An 18172-nucleotide genomic window follows, 5' to 3' on the forward strand; every position below is an offset into this window, starting at 1 on the left:
GTTTCTTATAAATTAAACTTATAGCCAGCTGCAAAATTGACTGGAAAATGATTACTGTTACTGGCAAAAACAGCAAAAAGTTCATTGTAAATTAAAGAGACAAAACTGTTTTCTGAGACTTTTATGTCACTTCCTACCCCCAAACTAAAGGGTACCCTAAATGCACTGTTTTTTTCAGTAATGGTTTGATCATCAACTTCAATGGTCTCTTTAGAAAAAGTATAGGTAGCTAGATTAAGATTGGTATAAATATTAATTTTTTCTTTGTTAACAAATCGTAATCTATGTCCTATGGCTAAAACAGTTGAAACAAATTTGTAGTCATCGTTTTTCAAAGCATGCGAAATACTAAAAAAACCAGATTGCATGGGTAGCGGCTTTTTTTCAAATACCTCTAATTCAATACTAAAAAAAGGTGTTTTATTGTTGTTAGGGTTTTCCATGAATGGATGATTGGTCATACCTGCAAATAGTCCTAATCTGGTTTGTGCCAAAACTTTTTCATCGGTATAAGTATATCTTCTGGTGCCATTAGAATTATAAGCTTTAATAAATTGCTTTAGACTATAACGTCCGTAACCAACATTTTCCATAGACATTCCAGAGTCTTTGGTTAACGTGGTTAATACGGTTTTATATTCTTTATTAAAGCTGTTGTCGTTCTTTTTAGTGTTGAGCAATTCCTGAATGTTACTATTTTTATCTCTAACAAAAAGGCGTATGGTGTCCTTGGTTTTTAAAGAAAGTAAATCTAATTCACCTTTCGCTTCAAGCTTAAGATATAAAGATTCCTTATTAACAGTAACTTGTTCTTGACCAGTAGCAATTGAAATGTAGGTCATAAAAAAAATAGAAAAAAGGATAAACTTTTTCATGTTACTGGCGGTGTTGGGTACATGTAAATTTATAAAATTTATTAATATGTCTACTTTCTAAAAGTTCTTCCTTTCCATTTATAGGTTTTAAATGAGGACAAAAAAGCAATATAAACACAAATAAAAGGATAGATAAAAAAGGAAGGAATGTAACTGATAAGTGCCTCTCTTTGATTGAGAAAAGACGCTGATTTATAAATTAGAATAAAATCTATATTAAGCTTAATAAATACTATATACAAGAAGATTTTAAAATTGAACATACTCAAAGCTGAGAGTAATGCTAGAATTATTATTAAAGCATTAGTCATTAAAACAATAAGTCCGGTAAGTTTTCCAACCCCATTGTTATAAGCACTTGTTTTTGAAGCCCAACGAAGCCGTTGCGCAATGAGTAAAGCCCAAGAGGGTTGAGGTTTCGTGCTTACAATAGCATATTCGCTTTTTAAATAATGGACGTGGTTAGGGTAGGCATTAACAATTTTTTCTAGCAAGAAAATATCATCGCCGCTGGCAATGTTAGTATTGCCTTGAAAACCTCTTAATTCTATAAAGAGTTCTTTTTGATAGGCAAAATTGGCGCCATTGCATAAAAACGGTTTTTTTAGAGCAAAGCCTCCTATGGTGGCACCTTGTAAACTTAAAAGGTCTAGTAATTGAAACCTGTTTAAAAAGCCATTAGTTTTGTTATATGCAACTGGGGCTACAATACATTTAGATTCATTTAGTTGAATAAATTCATCAAAACTACGCAACCAATATTTGGGTAAGGTACAATCGGCATCTGTAGTAATTATCCATTTATTTTTTGCTTGTTTGATTGCCGTATTAATAGCATCTTTTTTTGGAGACTTGGACGTTCTTTCGTTTTTGATTACCCTAATGTCAGTTGGAGTACTTTCACTTAACGAAAATGTATCTAGAACTTGCTTTATAATAGCAACAGAATCATCACTAGAATCATCATCAACAAAAATGATTTCAAATAAATGATTTGGATATTCTAATTGTGAGATTGAATGGAGTAAATCCGGTAAATTATTAGACTCGTTTCTAAAAGGAATTACAACAGAAAATGAAGTTTTTGCAGGTAAATCCCTTAGTTGAAAATCCTTTATCCTATCAAAACTAAAAACAAAACGCCCTATTAATAGTAAGTACAATAGTATGATTACAATGCTTATGATAGCCATATTAAATTTTTGGTTTTGGATGAATTAAAATTAACCACAAAAAAGAATTGCTTAGTTTTGTATGTAACCCAATTATTCATGAATACAAATAAAACCATTATTTAGGTTATGAACTTCAGTTTTGAAAAAATCAAGTTGGTCTTTTATTTCTATGGTTGTTTACTGTTTACCAATCTTTCATTTTCTCAAGAGGGAACCAGTCTTTTAAAAGCACAATTCGCTTTGGGAGTTAATAACCCTTCAAGTAATGGATTTGTTGGAGATTTTGAAGGCAAAGGAATTAATTTCCCAACAGTTGATTTAGGACTTCAGTATATGTTTAGCTCCAGTTTAGGCGCTAGGTTAGATTATAGCTTTAGTAGAATATCTAATGAAGATAGTACCCCAACATTTAAATTAAATTATTCAAGAATTAATGCGCAGTTGGTTTATGATGCCAGTAATGTTTTAACGTTTCTTCCTCCAAGAATAGGTGTTTTTATTCATGTGGGACCAGGTTATTCTATGGTTAAGCCCCTAGGAAATTATACCCAAAATAAGGAGTCGTTTTTTAATATTATGGCTGGTATGCAATTTCATTATGGAATTTCAGATAAGCTTTCTATTTATACCGATGTATCTTACATCAATGGATTTGGAAAAGATTTTGATCCAGTTAGTGATGGTTTTGGGTCTTTTAATGGTAATCTATTAACCATTACTTTTGGAGCGTCCATTTCATTAAGTGGATGTTATTATTGTGATTAATAATGATAGAAGAAAAGATAATATTAGGTATTGACCCAGGAACCACTATTATGGGTTTCGGACTTATAAAAGTGATAGGAAAACAAATGCAATTTATTCAGTTAAATGAATTGGATTTGAAAAAGTACAACGATCACTATTTAAAGCTCAAACTCATTTTTGAACGTACCATAGAACTTATTGATACCCACAAGCCCGATGAAATAGCAATTGAGGCACCATTTTATGGGAAGAATGTGCAAAGTATGTTAAAGCTAGGTAGAGCTCAAGGGGTGGCTATGGCTGCAGGTTTAAGTAGAGAAATCCCGATAACGGAATATTTACCAAAAAAAATAAAAATGGCCATAACCGGTAACGGAAATGCTAGTAAAGAGCAAGTAGCTAAAATGCTTCAGAGCCTGTTGAGTTTAAAAACCTTACCTAAAAATTTAGATGCTACCGATGGGCTAGCTGCAGCAGTTTGCCATTTTTATAACTCTGGAAAAGTATCAGTTGGTAAAAGTTATTCTGGTTGGGATACGTTTGTGAAACAAAATGGAGATAGGGTTAAAAAATAGTTTATACTCACTAATTAATGGCTGGCATTTACATACATATTCCTTTTTGCAAACAGGCCTGTCATTATTGCGATTTTCATTTTTCTACATCATTTAAAAAGAAAGATGATTTAGTGCAGTCTTTGATTAGGGAGATTGAATTAAGAAAAGGCGAGCTACAAGGAAAAACCGTTGAAACCATTTATTTTGGTGGTGGTACACCATCTCTACTTTCAAATGACGAATTAATGCTGATTATTGAGGCTGTTTACAAGAATTTCAAAGTTATTCAAAGTCCTGAAATCACTTTAGAAGCTAATCCGGATGACTTAACAGCTGATCGACTAAACAATTTAACTTCTACACCGGTAAATCGTTTAAGTATTGGTGTTCAGTCGTTTTTCGATGAAGATTTAAAAATGATGAATAGAGCGCATTCATCAAAAGAAGCCAAAGCGTGTTTGTCCTTAGCAACGCGTTATTATGATAATATTACAATCGATTTAATTTACGGAATCCCCAATATGTCCTTAGAAAAATGGAATCAAAATTTAGAAATAACTTTTGATTTTGGAATCAATCATATTTCAAGTTATGCACTTACTGTAGAACCCAAAACAGCTCTAGACAGTTTCATCAAACAAGGAAAATACCCATCACTTGATGAAACGCTTGCGTTACAGCATTTTAATCATTTGGTTGAAATAACACTAAACAAAGGTTTTGTTCAATATGAAATTTCAAACTTTGGGAAGCCTAATTATTTTTCAAAACACAATACCAGTTACTGGCAAGGAACTTGGTATTTGGGAATTGGTCCTTCGGCACATTCCTTTATGGCTAATCAGCGAAGTTGGAATGTAGCAAACAATACCAAATATATCAAAGCAATTCAAAATAACGAGTTGCCAAAAACCGTTGAAATCCTATCAAAAAAAAATTGGTTCAATGAGTATCTCATGACCGGTTTACGAACCATTTGGGGCGTTTCTCTAGATAAGGTTAAAACAGATTTTGGGGATGAATATTATAAATATTTAAAAAGTACTTCAGAAAAATACATTGAGCAAGGTTTGCTTGCTGTCACTTCGAGTGATTTTGATAGTAGTCAAAATTGCATCGAGAAGTTAGTAACAACCGTAAAGGGTAAGTTTTTGGTTGATGGCATTGCTTCAGATTTATTTATGATTTAAGTATATTTGAGAATGATCGCAACTATACAATACAATTCAAGAAAAATTCAAATAGACGTATCTAAGCCTATAGATATTTCCATAGCCATAGATATGTCTAAACCAAATATCAATGCTTGGTATGTTGATGATCCAAAGATTTTAACTGAAAAAATTGATGATCAAATCATTAAGGTCTCAGAAGGGGCTGCGGTTAATTTTAATAGTATTCATTTCAATCCGCATGCACATATTACACATACAGAATGTGTTGGGCATATAACCAGCAAAGTACATTCTGTAAACAAAAACATGAAGCATTATTTTTTTGTTGCAGAGGTAGTTACTGTTGCCCCAGAGAAAAAAGGAAGTGACTTTGTGATTTCTGTTAAGCAGTTAAAAACAGCTTTAAGAAATAAAAAGAGAGATGCCATTGTTATTAGAACACTCCCTAATTTACCGGAAAAAAAGAGTAAGCAATACGCTAATACCAATCCACCATATTTGTTAGAAGAAGCGGCCGAATATTTAAAAGAAAAAGGCATAAAACATTTACTAATAGATTTACCATCTGTTGATAAGGAAAAAGATGACGGTGAACTGCTGGCTCATAATGCGTTTTGGAACACTTCTGGAGATGCTAGAATGGATGCTACCATAACTGAATTTATATATGTACCTAATTCTATTGAGGATGGAGAATATTTACTTAATCTCATGATAGCACCTTTTGAAAATGATGCTACCCCAAGTAAACCTATTTTGTATAAAATAATTGAATAGCATGGAAACACTTTTGGCCATTATCATAAGTATTTTAATTACTTTAGCAACTGTCACTCTTTTTAAGGCTATTAGAAAAAAGCAGCTAGTTAATAGGCAATCAGTTATTCTTTTAGATAAGATAAAAAAGGTTTGTAAGTTTATTACTGTTGAAGGCGATTTTGCCGAAATTTACCATTATGAAGATGTAAAACAGAAGTTTTTAAAACTTATTTCTAGTAAGAAAAAAGCTTTGGTTGTAATTAACGCTAAAGCTCATGTGGGTTATGACTTGTCTAAAATACAATTAACCTCAGATACTACCCAAAAAACTATAATATTAGAACATTTTCCGCAGCCAGAAGTTTTGTCAATAGAGACCAACTTGAATTATTACGATAAGTCTGACGGACTTTTTAATAAGTTTGAAGCCACCGATTTAACCGATTTACACCAAGAAGCAAAACAGCATATTCAGGAAAAAATTCCTAAGAGTGGACTCATTCAAATTGCCCAGGGAGAAGCCAGAGAAACTATTCAATTAATAGAAGCTATAGTTGAAACCATTGGCTGGCGTTTAGATTATTCGGCATTAAAAATTGAAGATAAAAATCAAAAGCAGCTTCAATGAATATAGAACAGATACGTGCTTATTGTTTGAATAAAAGGGGGGCAACAGAAGATTTTCCATTTGACGAAGATACACTGGTGTTTAAGGTTCTTGGAAAAATGTTTGCTTTGATTTCGTTTAAATGGTGGGAAAGTGGCGAAGCAGCTATTAATGTAAAGTGTGACCCAGATTATGCACAAGAATTGAGGACTGAGTATAATAGTATTCGACCGGGCTATCATATGAATAAAAAACATTGGAATACGCTACACCTTTATGAAGGAGAGTTAAATACAAAATTCATTTTAAAACTCATAGATCATTCATATGATATGGTAGTAAAAGGGATGACTAAAAAGATGCGTGACACGCTATTGGACCTATAAATTTTTGAAAATCAATAAATTCTCCTTTTTTATTGTATATTTATATTCCTTCTTTCCCCAAAAAAGGTTAATTGTTAGCACAAAGGTTTTCCCAAATCTTATTTTATTTCTGCCCCAGAATCTAACAAATTAGTGTTTATTTAAATTTATATACTAACCTTTTAATTGTACAAATTATGAAAACAACCAATCATTTTTTATCAGCATTATTCGTGTTTCTTTTGGCATTTAGTACCTCAACTATTTTTGCTCAAGATGAAGAAGTTAATGAGCCCAAGTATCTCACAGCAACTACCATGTACTGGAATAAAAATTATGAGGGTTCTCCCGAGGAATGGCGGGCCACTGAGAAAGAGTATATGGAGAAAGTAACCAGTAAAAATGAACATATTATGTGGTCAGGTTATTTTACCCATCTTTTTACAGAAAATAGTAATGAGGTTATTTATGTACAGAACTATCCAAGTTGGGAAGCCATAGAAAAAGCAACGGCTAGAAATGCAGAGTTAGAAAAAGAAGCATGGCCAGATGAGGAAGAAAGAAAAGCATTCCTGGACAAAATGAATTCGGCTTATTCTATTTATCATTCAGATGAAATTCACGCTATCATTCCAGGAGCTAAATACTTAGAGGGAGGTATGCAAAAGGATATGATTATGTATTTAAGAGTAAATAAAATGGCCTATCCAGAAGATGGTTCATTTGACGAGTTTAGTGCTTTCATGAAGAAATTAAGAGAAGAAGTAATCTATAAGAATGAGTTTATTAAAGGGTATTACCCTTCAAGGCATGCTTGGGGTAATGATAAACGAGATATGACTGAAGCCGTTCTTTTAGATTCAATGGCAGATTTAGATAAAATGTTTAATAGAAACCAAGAATTAATGAAGGAAGCTTTTACTGAGGAAGAGGGTAAGGCATTTGGAAAGTATTATAAGGGTCATGGAGACTATTTATACACAGCCATAAAATTGTAAATTACTATAGTTGATAGGAAAGGGTGCTATATAGCACCCTTTTTTTTGTGGTCATTTTAGTGGTTGTTTCAAATTAGTGTATTATTGCAAAAAACAAAAAAACATGAGTGTATTCCAAACCCTAAAAGAAAGAAGTAATAATACATGCGAACTGTGTGGTTCTGTTCAAAATTTAGAGCAATATACTATCCCGCCGGCTTTAAATGAAAATGTAGATAATGATATATTGGTTTGTAAGGTCTGTAAAAATCAAATTAATGGCGATGAAGAAATGAATCCCAATCATTGGCGCTGTTTGAACGATAGTATGTGGAGCGAGCATGTTGCAGTACAAATCATGGCTTGGAGAATGCTTCAAAGGTTGAAAGGAGAAGGGTGGCCCAAAGATCTTTTGGATATGATGTATTTATCAGATGAAGCCTTGTCTCTAGCAAGGGCTACAGGTGAAGATAAAGACCCTAGCGAAAAAATTATCCATAGAGATTCTAATGGGGTTGAATTAAAAGTAGGCGATTCCGTAGTATTAATAAAAGATTTGAAAGTAAAAGGTTCTAGTATGGTGGCTAAACAAGGTACCGCTGTTAGAAATATTAGGCTAGACCATGAAAACGCAAAATATATAGAGGGTAAAGTAGGTGCGCAACACATGGTTATTGTCACAGACTTTGTAAAGAAAATTTAAGGATTTTCATCATTATTTTTATCTTTTTTAAACCAATTAATACTAAAGGGTAGTAATAAAAAAACAAAAAAATAGCGCCCAGTCAGTATGCCAAAAACAGTTATTATCAATGATATTATAAATATTATGTATAAATACTCTTTTTTCATAGTGACAAAGTAAGTTGAAATACTGTTTTTTTAAAATAGATATACCTGATAAAAATCTAAGCTTATCTCAATGAGAAAAGTTAATTTATAGATTAAATAAAAAATCAGCCATACTTTTCCTAGAATAGATAATATTAGTCTCTAGGGTTAGTAAAGAGAGGGTTCTTAAAGAGTTAAATCTATTGCTCAGTTCAATCAATTAGTAGTTACTGGAAATATTATCTGTTTTTAAGCTGCATGTGTGAAGACTTATGTAATTATTTTAAAAGTTAATTTACAGCTTAAACTATAACACATTTTTTTGATTTTTAAAGAAAATATCTGCTTGTAACTGCATGAGATCTCTGGCTTTGTTGCGTTTGTAATGGTAAAGTTCATCTTCTTGTTCTATATCGGTATAAATTCTATCGTTAATGACGTAATCAGTTTTTAGTTGGAGCGCTCTTTGATTTTTATTTTGAGAAACAATAGTTTTAATGGCAGTTTCTAGGTCTTCTAGTCTAAGCTCATATGCGCCTTTTGGTGACAACAGTTTTGCTAAAATTGGTGATGTTTCAATTGCTAAGAATAATAGGAATATAAAAAATGAAGGCAGCCATGGTAAGGTTTCTAAAGCGTTTACTCGTGCCATTAAACCATCAAAATTATTAATTATTGGTTGTGAATTTAATATTTGATTGTCGAAGTTTAATTTAAGTTGAGCAATTTGTGCTTCGGCATTATTTATCTTTTCTTTATTTTCGGTTTTTAGTGCTTTTAATTCTGCTAAAAGTGCATCGTGTTTTTCCCGTTTCTCTTTATAAACAGGTCCTTTTCCAACTAGTTTTGTCCCTGCTGTTCCTTCAGCTTCAGCAATATAAGTATTATATAGCTGGTTTACTTCGGTTTCTTTGGTGTTTATTTGTTGGTGTAAAAATTCTATATCATTGTTTAATGCCTCTATTGAAGGTGTATATTGTTCTGCAATTTGGTTTTTATTGTTGAGGGTTAATTGGTTTTTTTGCGCTAACAACACCTGATTTATTTCTTTTTCAAATATTTTTAACTCCAAGGGTTTAGCAATGACCACTGCTATAATGATAGCAAGCAATATTCTAGGTGTAGCTTGAATGAATTCGTCAACCATATTCCCAGTTTTTTTTATAGTTGAAACTATATATCGGTCCAGATTAAAGATGAGTAATCCCCAGATTAATCCAAAAGAAATAGCCGTAAGAAGATTATCGAAAACCGTAAAAAGTGCATAACTAGCAGCTATAAAAGCCATTAACGCCGTAAAAAAAACGGTAGCACCAATACCAGCATATTTATTTTGTTCGCCTTTAGAGCATTGATTTAATATATCCGTATCAGCCCCGGAGCAAATAATAAAGAATTGCTTTAACATGATTTGATTGTCTTTTGATTGATTGACTATTAGAACGTTAAAGCAGATGTTTTGTTACATTTTACACTAAAAAGTTAAGTTTTTTTTGACCTGATTCCCTCAATTACAACGGTTGTCATAATAAGAGTACCACCAATAAAAGTATTAAGTGTGGGGACTTCATTAAGGAAAATAAATGCAATGACAATCCCACAAATAGGTTGAGCACTTCCTATAATGCTGGCAGTACTCACCGAAAAATATTTAAGGCTATTTATGAATAGTGAATGCCCAATAGCTGTTGTTACCAATCCCAGAAGCAATAGGTAAGGGAGTTGCGATTGAATATTATTTGTGTCCATACTAATGAGTACTGGTAATAATGCTAAACTTACTACTAAAGACTGTATCATCATAAGCACGGTACCATTATAGGCATGCACATGACGCTTTAATATTAAGTTTCTAATGGCATAACACAATGCTGAAAACACTCCTAAAAGAATACCTTTCACATAAGTGCTCTTAAAACTAAATTCAGGCGCTAGAATATAGATGCCTAATAATACCAAAAGAGCCAATAGGATATGAATGGGGTTGAACTTCGATTTTGTAAATAAAGGTTCTAGTAATGCTGTAATAACAGGAAAGGTAAACATTGAAAGCATTCCAATAGCTACATTAGATAGTTTTAATGCATAAAAGTAACTAATCCAATGTGCACCTAATAATAAGGCACTTAACAGCAACGAAGGTATATCTCTTTTAGATTTTATTCTAAAATTGAATTTTTTATACCTACAAAAAATATAAAGAAATAGGGCGGCCAAAGCACTTCTAAACCAGATTATCATGGGCGTTGGGAGTTCAATATATTTACCCAAGGCGCCAGAAGTACTTATAAAAATAGTAGCTAATGCCAGTAAAAGAAGGTAATTGTTATGGTGGTTTTTCATTAAGCTGGTCTTACTTATAAGTGCAAAAGAGCCTTATTTTTATTTCGAGAGTTCTGTGAAATATTTGTAAAAATAAGGTATCGTTTCTATGCCCATTAGGTAATTCCAAATACCAAAATGCTCGTTTGGAGAATGAATAGCATCACTGTCTAAACCAAAGCCCATTAAAATAGTTTTACTTTTAAGCTCTTTTTCAAATAATGCAACAATGGGGATGCTGCCACCACTACGTTGGGGAATTGGTAGTTTACCAAAAGTTTCTAAGTAGGCTTTAGAAGCTGCTTGATAACCTATACTGTTTAAAGGGGTTACATAACCGTTACCACCATGATGTGGTTTTACTTCAACTTTAACACCTTTGGGAGCAATGCTTTCAAAATGCGATTTAAATAGCTTCGTAATTTCTTCCCAATCTTGATTTGGAACTAAACGCATCGATATTTTAGCATAGGCTTTACTTGGAATCACCGTTTTAGCTCCTTCACCAATATACCCACCCCAAATACCATTAACATCTAGTGTTGGTCTAATGGCATTTCTCTCGTTAGTACTGTATCCTGTTTCTCCGTAAACAGTTTCAATATCTAATGCTTTCTGATAGGCTTCTAAAGAAAAGGGAGCTTTTGCCATTTCTGTGCGTTCTTCTTTTGAGAGTTCTTCCACCTTATCATAAAACCCAGGAATGGTTATTTGGTTGTTTTCATCATGTAATGACGCAATCATTTTACTCAGAATATTGATAGGGTTAGCAACCGCGCCGCCGTACAATCCAGAATGTAAATCGCGATTAGGTCCTGTAACCTCAACTTCAACATAACTCAAACCTCTAATCCCTGTAGTGATGGAAGGTGTATCTTTAGAAATCATTCCAGTATCAGAAATTAAAATTACATCGTTTGTTAACCTTTCTTGGTTTTCTTTTACAAAAGCTTCTAAGTTTTTACTGCCAACCTCTTCTTCTCCTTCAATCATAAATTTAACATTACAAGGAAGTTGATTTGTTGAAGTCATAAATTCCATAGCTTTTATATGCATAAAAACCTGACCTTTATCATCAGAAGCTCCTCTTGCAAAAATAGCGCCTTCAGGGTGTGTTTCCGTATTTTTTATAACAGGTTCAAACGGTGGCGAGTTCCATAAATCTAGGGGGTCTGGTGGTTGTACATCGTAATGACCATAAACCAAAATTGTGGGAAGGTTTTTGTTTAGTATTTTCTCTCCATAAACAATTGGGTAACCCTTGGTTTTACAAATTTCAACATGCTCACATCCAGCTTTTTCCAAATTTAATTTTACGGCTTCTGCCGTTTTTAAAACATAGTTTTTATATGAGGAATCTGCACTAATAGATGGTATTTTTAAAAGTTCAACGAGCTCATCAATAAAGCGTTGTTTGTTTTCTTGGATATAATTTTTAACAGATTTCATGCTGAAAAGTTTTGTTGTAATCAAAAGTATAAAAAAGAATGTTTTTTAAAGGTAGAAGTTTGCAATTTAAAACTATTGATTATATTTGCATCCCGATAATAATCGGGACTAGCGGATGTGGTGGAATTGGTAGACACGCTAGACTTAGGATCTAGTGCCGCGAGGCGTGGGGGTTCGACTCCCTTCATCCGCACCAATTTTTAGAAAAGGCTTCTCAAATATGAGAAGCTTTTTTTCGTTTTAGAATTACTGAAAAAAAGATTGATACTGTATCTTGTTATTTTAAAACTAGACTAAAGTTTTAGTTTTCTTAATGTTTATTTATAACAACTCACCATTGTTTTTTATTAGGTTAAATAGGGTTTATAATAATTTTTTACTGAAGCATATAAAATCTATCTTTTACATTCAAGCTAAACTGGATTTGCACTAAATCAATTTTTGATAATTATTTCGAATAAAGAACCAAGGATTCATTTGCAGTTTTACTGTTTATAAGTATTTTTACTTAAAATATGTTAAATTTAATCAAAAAAATAAGTATTTATGGATTTATATCCTTTGAAATTCACACCGATTTTTAAATACAGAATTTGGGGTGGAAACAAACTAAAAACAAAGTTAAATAAAGATTACATAGAAGAAAATATTGGTGAGTCCTGGGAGATTTCTGGTGTTAAGAATAATGAAACCTTCGTCTCGGAAGGTTATTTAAAAGGGAGGAGTCTTGCACAACTAATTAACACTTTTAAAGGAGATATTATTGGAGATAATGTGTATAAAATATTTGGAGATACATTTCCATTACTTATCAAATTTATAGATGCTAAAAAACCGCTTTCTATTCAGGTTCATCCAAGCAATGAAATAGCAAAAAGCCGCCATAATTCCTTTGGTAAGAATGAGATGTGGTATGTTATGGAGGCAGAAGATGATGCAGAATTGATAGTTGGTTTTGATAAAAGTATTACTAAAGAAGAATATGAGAAACACCTAAAGAATGGTACGATTTTAGATGTTATGCACCACGAGAATGTCAATTCTGGTGATACGTTTTATATCCCAACAGGAAGGGTTCATGCCATTGGGGAAGGGGTTATGTTGGCTGAAATTCAACAAACTTCTGATATAACCTACAGGATTTATGATTATGATAGGGTAGATGCCAAAACAGGTTTAAAAAGAGAATTGCATAACGATTTAGCTCTTGATGTTATTGATTATAGGGTTTATGAATCTTATAAGACGCACTATGATTTAAATAAAAACACTTCAAATATATTGGTACATTCTCCATATTTTAAAACTAATATTATTGCTATTGAAGGACATATGACCATAGATTATAGTGACATAGATTCATTTGTAATTTATATTTGTGTTGAGGGAAGTTTAGATATTAATTGTAATAATTTAGATTATAGTCTAAATACAGGTGAAACTCTATTAGTGCCATCAAACTTAAATGAGCTAAAACTAAAATCTGTTGGAGCCAAAATCTTAGAAGTGTATTATCAATAATCATTCAAAAATGCACTTGTGATTTTGGGTGTTATAAATGATTTGTTTAAAGCTTGCATTTAGCAACACCAAATATGTTATATTGTAAATAGTGTTTTAAATCTTAATAATATTGCTCGTAATATAAGCTTTATTCAAATAATGCTTCTAGTCACTTAAAAAGTAATAGAAAATCTAAACCTCATTATTTTATCTATACATTAAGTGTTTTTATGATTATTTTTTGATATTTGTCGCAGGACAGAACAGGACACTTTTAAGTTCTTAGTTTTCTAGTTTTGTTAAGGTTTCTCGAAATAAATGCTTTAAAATAAATTTTTGTCCACTATTTTGATAATTTGACAAAATCTTCTAGTGGTTCCAAAATACATTTTAGGTGTCATAAAAGTTCAATGTTTATGCTGGGTTTTGTTTATTTGAAACGATTATTATTGTTTTGTAATATTCGTTTAATAATCTATAAACGTGAATTATTTTTAGAAATTAAATCAGTCAATACAACTAACTATAGTCTTAAAAACTACATGGAAGAATTAAATAAATTTTATTAATGGGAAAAACAATTGTAATTACAGGTGCCGGAGGCGTACTGTGTAGTACTATGGCAGAAGCCTTAGCCAAAGAAGGACATAATATCGCTCTGTTAGATTTAAATAAAGAAGCAGCTGTAGCTGTTGCAGAGAAGGTTAATAAAAATGGTGGTAGTGCTATTGGTGTAAAAGCCAATGTTTTGGAAAAAGACTCACTACTTCAAGCTAAAGAAGAAGTTAATAGTGCTTTTGGAAAATGTGATATTCTTGTAAATGGTGCAGGAGGAAATCATCCGCTAGGAACTACAAGTAACCCTTTTTTACAGTTAGAAGATTTGGCAAATAACGATGAAGGATTTAAAACCTTTTTTGATTTAGACCCCCAAGGTATTCAGTTTGTTTTTAATTTAAACTTTATTGGTACCCTTTTGCCAACACAGATTTTCGCTCAAGATATGGTTGGCAGAGAAGGTTGTAGTATTTTAAATATTTCTTCAATGAACGCTTTCACGCCTTTAACCAAAATACCAGCATATAGTGGAGCAAAAGCTGCAGTTTCAAACTTTACACAATGGTTAGCTGTTCATTTTTCAAAAGTTAATATACGTGTAAATGCATTAGCTCCAGGTTTCTTTTTAACTGAGCAAAATAGAACACTATTAACTAACAGCGATGGGAGTTTAACTCCTAGGGGAAATCAAATAATTGAGCAAACACCAATGGGTAAATTTGGTGAACCAGAAGATTTAATAGGAACTACACTTTGGCTGTGTGGAGAAGGATCTTCGTTTGTAACAGGTGTGGTTATACCAATAGATGGTGGTTTTAGTGCTTACAGTGGTGTTTAAAATTTAAAAATTATTTAAGATGGAGCAAACATGGAGATGGTACGGTCCAAATGACCCAGTAACATTATCAGATGTAAAACAAGCGGGTGCTACAGGTGTAGTATCTGCGCTTCACCATATTCCAAATGGGGAAGTGTGGACTGTTGAGGAAATACAAAAGCGTAAAGCTATTATTGAAAATGCAGGTTTAACTTGGAGTGTGGTAGAAAGCATTCCTGTTCATGAAAATATTAAAACACGATCAGGGAATTTTGAGACTTACATTGAAACCTACAAGAAAAGTATAGAAAACTTAGCAAAGTGTAGTATCAATATCGTTTGTTATAACTTTATGCCTGTGCTAGACTGGACTAGAACAGATTTGGCATTTAAAGTAGCTGATGGGTCTGAGGCATTGCGTTTTGATGTAGTCGCTTTTGCTGCTTTCGAATTGTATCTATTAAAAAGGCCAGGAGCTGAAGATACGTATAACGATGAGCAAAAGCAAGCAGCTAAAACTTATGTAGAAGGGCTGTCTGAAGATGAAAAAACGAAGTTAGTTAATAATATTATTGCAGGATTACCTGGAGCAGAAGAGGGATATACTTTAGAGCAGTTTCAAACTATTTTGGATACTTATAAAGATATAGACGCTCAAAAATTACGAGATAACTTAGTAGCATTTTTAAAGGAAATCATACCTGTAGCGTCTCAGAATGATGTATTAATGTGTATTCATCCAGATGATCCACCTTATCCAATCTTAGGTTTACCAAGAGTAGTAAGTACAGAATCAGATTACGCATATTTATTTGATAACGTGCCTGATAGATCCAACGGTATTACATTTTGTACAGGTTCTTTAGGTGTGAGAGCAGATAACAATTTGGTGCAGATTTTTGAAAGATTTGCAGACCGTGCTCATTTCTTGCATTTAAGAAGTACCAAGCGCGATGAGCAAGGTAATTTTTACGAAGCAGATCATTTAGATGGCGATGTTGATATGTATGCTGTGGTAAGAGCAATTGTTTTAGAGGAAAGAAGAAGAAAAGCTAAAGGTATGAAAGACTTTGCTATACCAGTAAGACCTGATCATGGACATCAAATGTTAGATGATTTAAAGAAAAAAACAAACCCAGGTTATTCTGGAATTGGAAGGTTGAGAGGTTTAGCTGAATTAAGAGGTCTAGAATACGGAATTACAAATAGTATATAAAAAACATTAAAATATGAGTTTATCATTGTTTGACGTAAAAGGAAAGAATGCTCTTGTAACTGGAAGTACTCACGGATTGGGAATGGCTATGGCTAGAGGTCTTGGTCTTGCAGGAGCTAAAATTATTGTTAACGGTAATTCATCACAAGAAAAAATAGATAAAGCCATAGAAGCTTATAAAGGAGAAGGAATTGATGCTGTTGGATATAAATTCAACGTGACTGATGAAGCTGAAGTTATTGAAGCTGTTGCCAAAATAGAAGCAGAAGTAGGTCAAATAGACATTCTAATCAATAATGCAGGTATCATTAAAAGAACACCTTTGGCCGAAATGGAGGTGTCTGACTTTAAGCAAGTTATTGATGTTGATTTGGTGAGTCCTTTTATTGTGTCCAAACATGTGGTTAAAGGCATGATAGCTAGAAAAGAAGGTAAAATAATTAACATTTGCTCTATGATGAGTGAGCTTGGACGTAACAGTGTAGGAGCTTATGCAGCGGCTAAAGGCGGCCTTAAAATGTTAACTCAAAATATGGCTACAGAATGGGCAAAGTATAATATTCAAGTCAATGGAATAGGTCCTGGATATTTTGCAACGTCTCAAACAGCACCAATTAGAGTAGATGGGCACCCATTTAATGAGTTTATTATTAACAGAACTCCTGCTGCTAAGTGGGGCGACCCAAATGATTTATCAGGAGCAGCTATCTTCTTATCATCTAAAGCCAGTGATTTTGTAAACGGTCATGTTTTATATGTAGATGGCGGAATTTTAGCAACTATAGGAAAGCCATCAAATGAAGAGTAAAAGTTTTATCACACATAATTTTGTATTACAATCAGAGGTAGCTAAAATACTGTATCATGAGTATGCAAAAGATTTACCCATTTTAGATTACCACAACCATCTATCGGCCAAGGAAATTGCAGAAAATAAACCTGTAAGTAGTATCACACAGGCTTGGTTAAATGGAGATCACTATAAATGGCGTGCCATGAGAGCACATGGTGTTGAAGAAAAGTTTATCACCGGATCTGATACTTCACAAAAAGAAAAATTTTTAAAGTGGGCAGAAACGGTTCCGTATACATTAAAAAACCCATTATTCCACTGGACGCATTTAGAACTGAAACGATATTTTGGAATAGATGACATTCTACAACCATCTACAGCAGAGACTATTTTTGAAAAAGCTAATGCAGTTTTGGAGCAAAAAACTCCTGCTCAACTTTTGGAAGATATGAAAGTTGAGGTGATTTGCACCACAGACGATCCAACAGATAGTTTAGAGTATCATAGAGCCATTAAAAAACAAAGTTTCTTTACAAAAGTATTACCAACATTTCGTGCAGATGCCCTATTTTTTATAAATTCAGATTCGTTTTCAACATATCTTGATAAATTAGCTATGGTGGTTGGTTTTAAAGTTCAATCTTTAGATGATTTTAAAAGTGCTGTAGATAACCGTTTAGAGTTTTTTAACCAACACGGATGTAAGTTGTCAGATTTTGGGGTTGGTGAAGCGCTTACCATAGTAGAATACACTGATGATGAGGTAAAAGTTGTATTCAATAAAAAATTAAATAATAACCAACTATCAACAAAAGAGGTAAATATTTTTAGATCATTTCTTTTTGAGTATCTTGGGAAGCAATATCATAAATTAAACTGGGTACAACAATACCATTTAGGACCCATAAGAAATAATAATACTAGGTTGTTAAAAGAAATAGGGTTAGATGCTGGGGTAGATTCCATTGGAGATTTTCCTATCGCAGAATTTATGTCAAAACTGTTTGATAAGTTGAATGCTACAGATCAATTGGCAAAAACCATAACCTATAATTTGAATCCATCACAAAATGAGGTATTTGCAACCATGATGGGTAATTTTCAAAATGCTGATTGTCAGGGGAAAATGCAATGGGGGTCAGGTTGGTGGTTTTTGGATCAAAAAGATGGAATGGAAAAGCAAATAAATTGTCTTGGAAACATGGGGCTTTTAAGTCATTTTGTGGGTATGTTAACTGATAGTAGAAGCTTTTTGTCATTTCCAAGGCATGAATATTTTAGACGTATTTTATGTAATGTCTTAGGTAACGATGTTGAGCAAGGCCTTATTCCAAATGATATAGAGTTCTTAGGTAAAATGGTGCAAAACATAAGTTACTATAATGCTAAACGTTATTTTAATTTTCCAACATAATAACAATTAAATATTTATTAATCGACTTAACT

General features: G+C 32.7%; 18 protein-coding genes and 1 tRNA gene. 14 read left to right on the forward strand and 5 right to left on the reverse strand.

What is annotated here, in order from left to right:
* Positions 1 to 5 precede the first annotated feature (5 nt).
* Both DFQ02_RS13260 and DFQ02_RS13265 read right to left on the reverse strand, forming a co-directional pair.
* Positions 6 to 875, reverse strand: a complete 870-nt coding sequence (locus DFQ02_RS13260; protein ID WP_116524932.1) for a hypothetical protein — start codon at positions 873 to 875, stop codon at positions 6 to 8.
* 50 nt (positions 876 to 925) lie between these two features.
* On the reverse strand, positions 926 to 2068 hold the full coding sequence (locus DFQ02_RS13265; protein WP_116524933.1) for a glycosyltransferase: 1143 nt from the start codon (positions 2066 to 2068) through the stop codon (positions 926 to 928).
* A gap of 108 nt (positions 2069 to 2176) precedes the next feature.
* On the opposite strand from DFQ02_RS13265, the gene DFQ02_RS13270 reads away from it, so the two are divergent.
* The 8 genes from DFQ02_RS13270 (at position 2177) to DFQ02_RS13305 (ending at position 7940) form a co-directional block, all read left to right on the forward strand.
* On the forward strand, positions 2177 to 2815 hold the full coding sequence (locus tag DFQ02_RS13270) for an outer membrane beta-barrel protein (protein WP_116524934.1): 639 nt from the start codon (positions 2177 to 2179) through the stop codon (positions 2813 to 2815).
* 2 nt (positions 2816 to 2817) lie between these two features.
* Positions 2818 to 3372, forward strand: a complete 555-nt coding sequence (gene ruvC / locus DFQ02_RS13275; protein WP_116524935.1) for a crossover junction endodeoxyribonuclease RuvC — start codon at positions 2818 to 2820, stop codon at positions 3370 to 3372.
* A 17-nt stretch (positions 3373 to 3389) separates the two neighbouring features.
* On the forward strand, positions 3390 to 4544 hold the full coding sequence (gene hemW, locus DFQ02_RS13280) for a radical SAM family heme chaperone HemW (RefSeq protein ID WP_116524936.1): 1155 nt from the start codon (positions 3390 to 3392) through the stop codon (positions 4542 to 4544).
* Between the two features lie 12 nt (positions 4545 to 4556).
* A complete protein-coding gene (locus DFQ02_RS13285) occupies positions 4557 to 5306 on the forward strand; it encodes a cyclase family protein (protein ID WP_116524937.1) in 750 nt (249 codons plus the stop codon).
* A 1-nt stretch (position 5307) separates the two neighbouring features.
* Positions 5308 to 5916, forward strand: coding sequence for a DUF4230 domain-containing protein (locus DFQ02_RS13290; protein ID WP_116524938.1), 609 nt, complete (start codon positions 5308 to 5310; stop codon positions 5914 to 5916).
* Entirely contained in the window at positions 5913 to 6281 is a 369-nt protein-coding gene (locus tag DFQ02_RS13295; protein ID WP_116524939.1) for an MmcQ/YjbR family DNA-binding protein, read from the forward strand. The genes DFQ02_RS13290 and DFQ02_RS13295 overlap by 4 nt, the downstream gene beginning before the upstream one ends.
* Before the next feature lie 176 nt (positions 6282 to 6457).
* Positions 6458 to 7258: a hypothetical protein gene (locus DFQ02_RS13300; protein ID WP_116524940.1), complete on the forward strand. Its 801-nt coding sequence runs from the start codon at positions 6458 to 6460 to the stop codon at positions 7256 to 7258.
* 103 nt (positions 7259 to 7361) lie between these two features.
* Positions 7362 to 7940: a PhnA domain-containing protein gene (locus DFQ02_RS13305; protein ID WP_116524975.1), complete on the forward strand. Its 579-nt coding sequence runs from the start codon at positions 7362 to 7364 to the stop codon at positions 7938 to 7940.
* A 435-nt stretch (positions 7941 to 8375) separates the two neighbouring features.
* Here DFQ02_RS13305 and DFQ02_RS13310 read toward each other — a convergent pair whose 3' ends face one another.
* From DFQ02_RS13310 to DFQ02_RS13320, 3 genes are all read right to left on the reverse strand, one after another.
* Positions 8376 to 9476, reverse strand: coding sequence for a DUF4407 domain-containing protein (locus DFQ02_RS13310; RefSeq protein WP_116524941.1), 1101 nt, complete (start codon positions 9474 to 9476; stop codon positions 8376 to 8378).
* A gap of 74 nt (positions 9477 to 9550) precedes the next feature.
* Positions 9551 to 10411, reverse strand: a complete 861-nt coding sequence (locus DFQ02_RS13315) for a DMT family transporter (RefSeq protein ID WP_116524942.1) — start codon at positions 10409 to 10411, stop codon at positions 9551 to 9553.
* A 39-nt stretch (positions 10412 to 10450) separates the two neighbouring features.
* Positions 10451 to 11839, reverse strand: a complete 1389-nt coding sequence (locus DFQ02_RS13320; RefSeq protein WP_116524943.1) for a dipeptidase — start codon at positions 11837 to 11839, stop codon at positions 10451 to 10453.
* Positions 11840 to 11950: 111 nt separating this feature from the next.
* On the opposite strand from DFQ02_RS13320, the gene DFQ02_RS13325 reads away from it, so the two are divergent.
* From DFQ02_RS13325 to uxaC, 6 genes are all read left to right on the forward strand, one after another.
* A tRNA-Leu gene (locus tag DFQ02_RS13325) sits at positions 11951 to 12035 on the forward strand.
* Positions 12036 to 12385: 350 nt separating this feature from the next.
* Complete coding sequence (locus DFQ02_RS13330) at positions 12386 to 13360, forward strand: type I phosphomannose isomerase catalytic subunit (protein ID WP_116524944.1); 975 nt, start codon at positions 12386 to 12388, stop codon at positions 13358 to 13360.
* Between the two features lie 550 nt (positions 13361 to 13910).
* Positions 13911 to 14738: an SDR family oxidoreductase gene (locus DFQ02_RS13335; protein WP_116524945.1), complete on the forward strand. Its 828-nt coding sequence runs from the start codon at positions 13911 to 13913 to the stop codon at positions 14736 to 14738.
* Positions 14739 to 14757: 19 nt separating this feature from the next.
* Positions 14758 to 15933: a mannonate dehydratase gene (gene uxuA, locus DFQ02_RS13340; RefSeq protein ID WP_116524946.1), complete on the forward strand. Its 1176-nt coding sequence runs from the start codon at positions 14758 to 14760 to the stop codon at positions 15931 to 15933.
* Between the two features lie 13 nt (positions 15934 to 15946).
* On the forward strand, positions 15947 to 16741 hold the full coding sequence (locus DFQ02_RS13345) for a gluconate 5-dehydrogenase (RefSeq protein WP_116524947.1): 795 nt from the start codon (positions 15947 to 15949) through the stop codon (positions 16739 to 16741).
* A complete protein-coding gene (uxaC, locus tag DFQ02_RS13350) occupies positions 16731 to 18140 on the forward strand; it encodes a glucuronate isomerase (protein WP_116524948.1) in 1410 nt (469 codons plus the stop codon). Before DFQ02_RS13345 ends, uxaC begins: the two co-directional genes overlap by 11 nt.
* Positions 18141 to 18172: the final 32 nt, after the last annotated feature.

The organism is Seonamhaeicola aphaedonensis, from assembly GCF_003386195.1.
In the GTDB taxonomy this organism is placed as follows: domain Bacteria; phylum Bacteroidota; class Bacteroidia; order Flavobacteriales; family Flavobacteriaceae; genus Seonamhaeicola; species Seonamhaeicola aphaedonensis.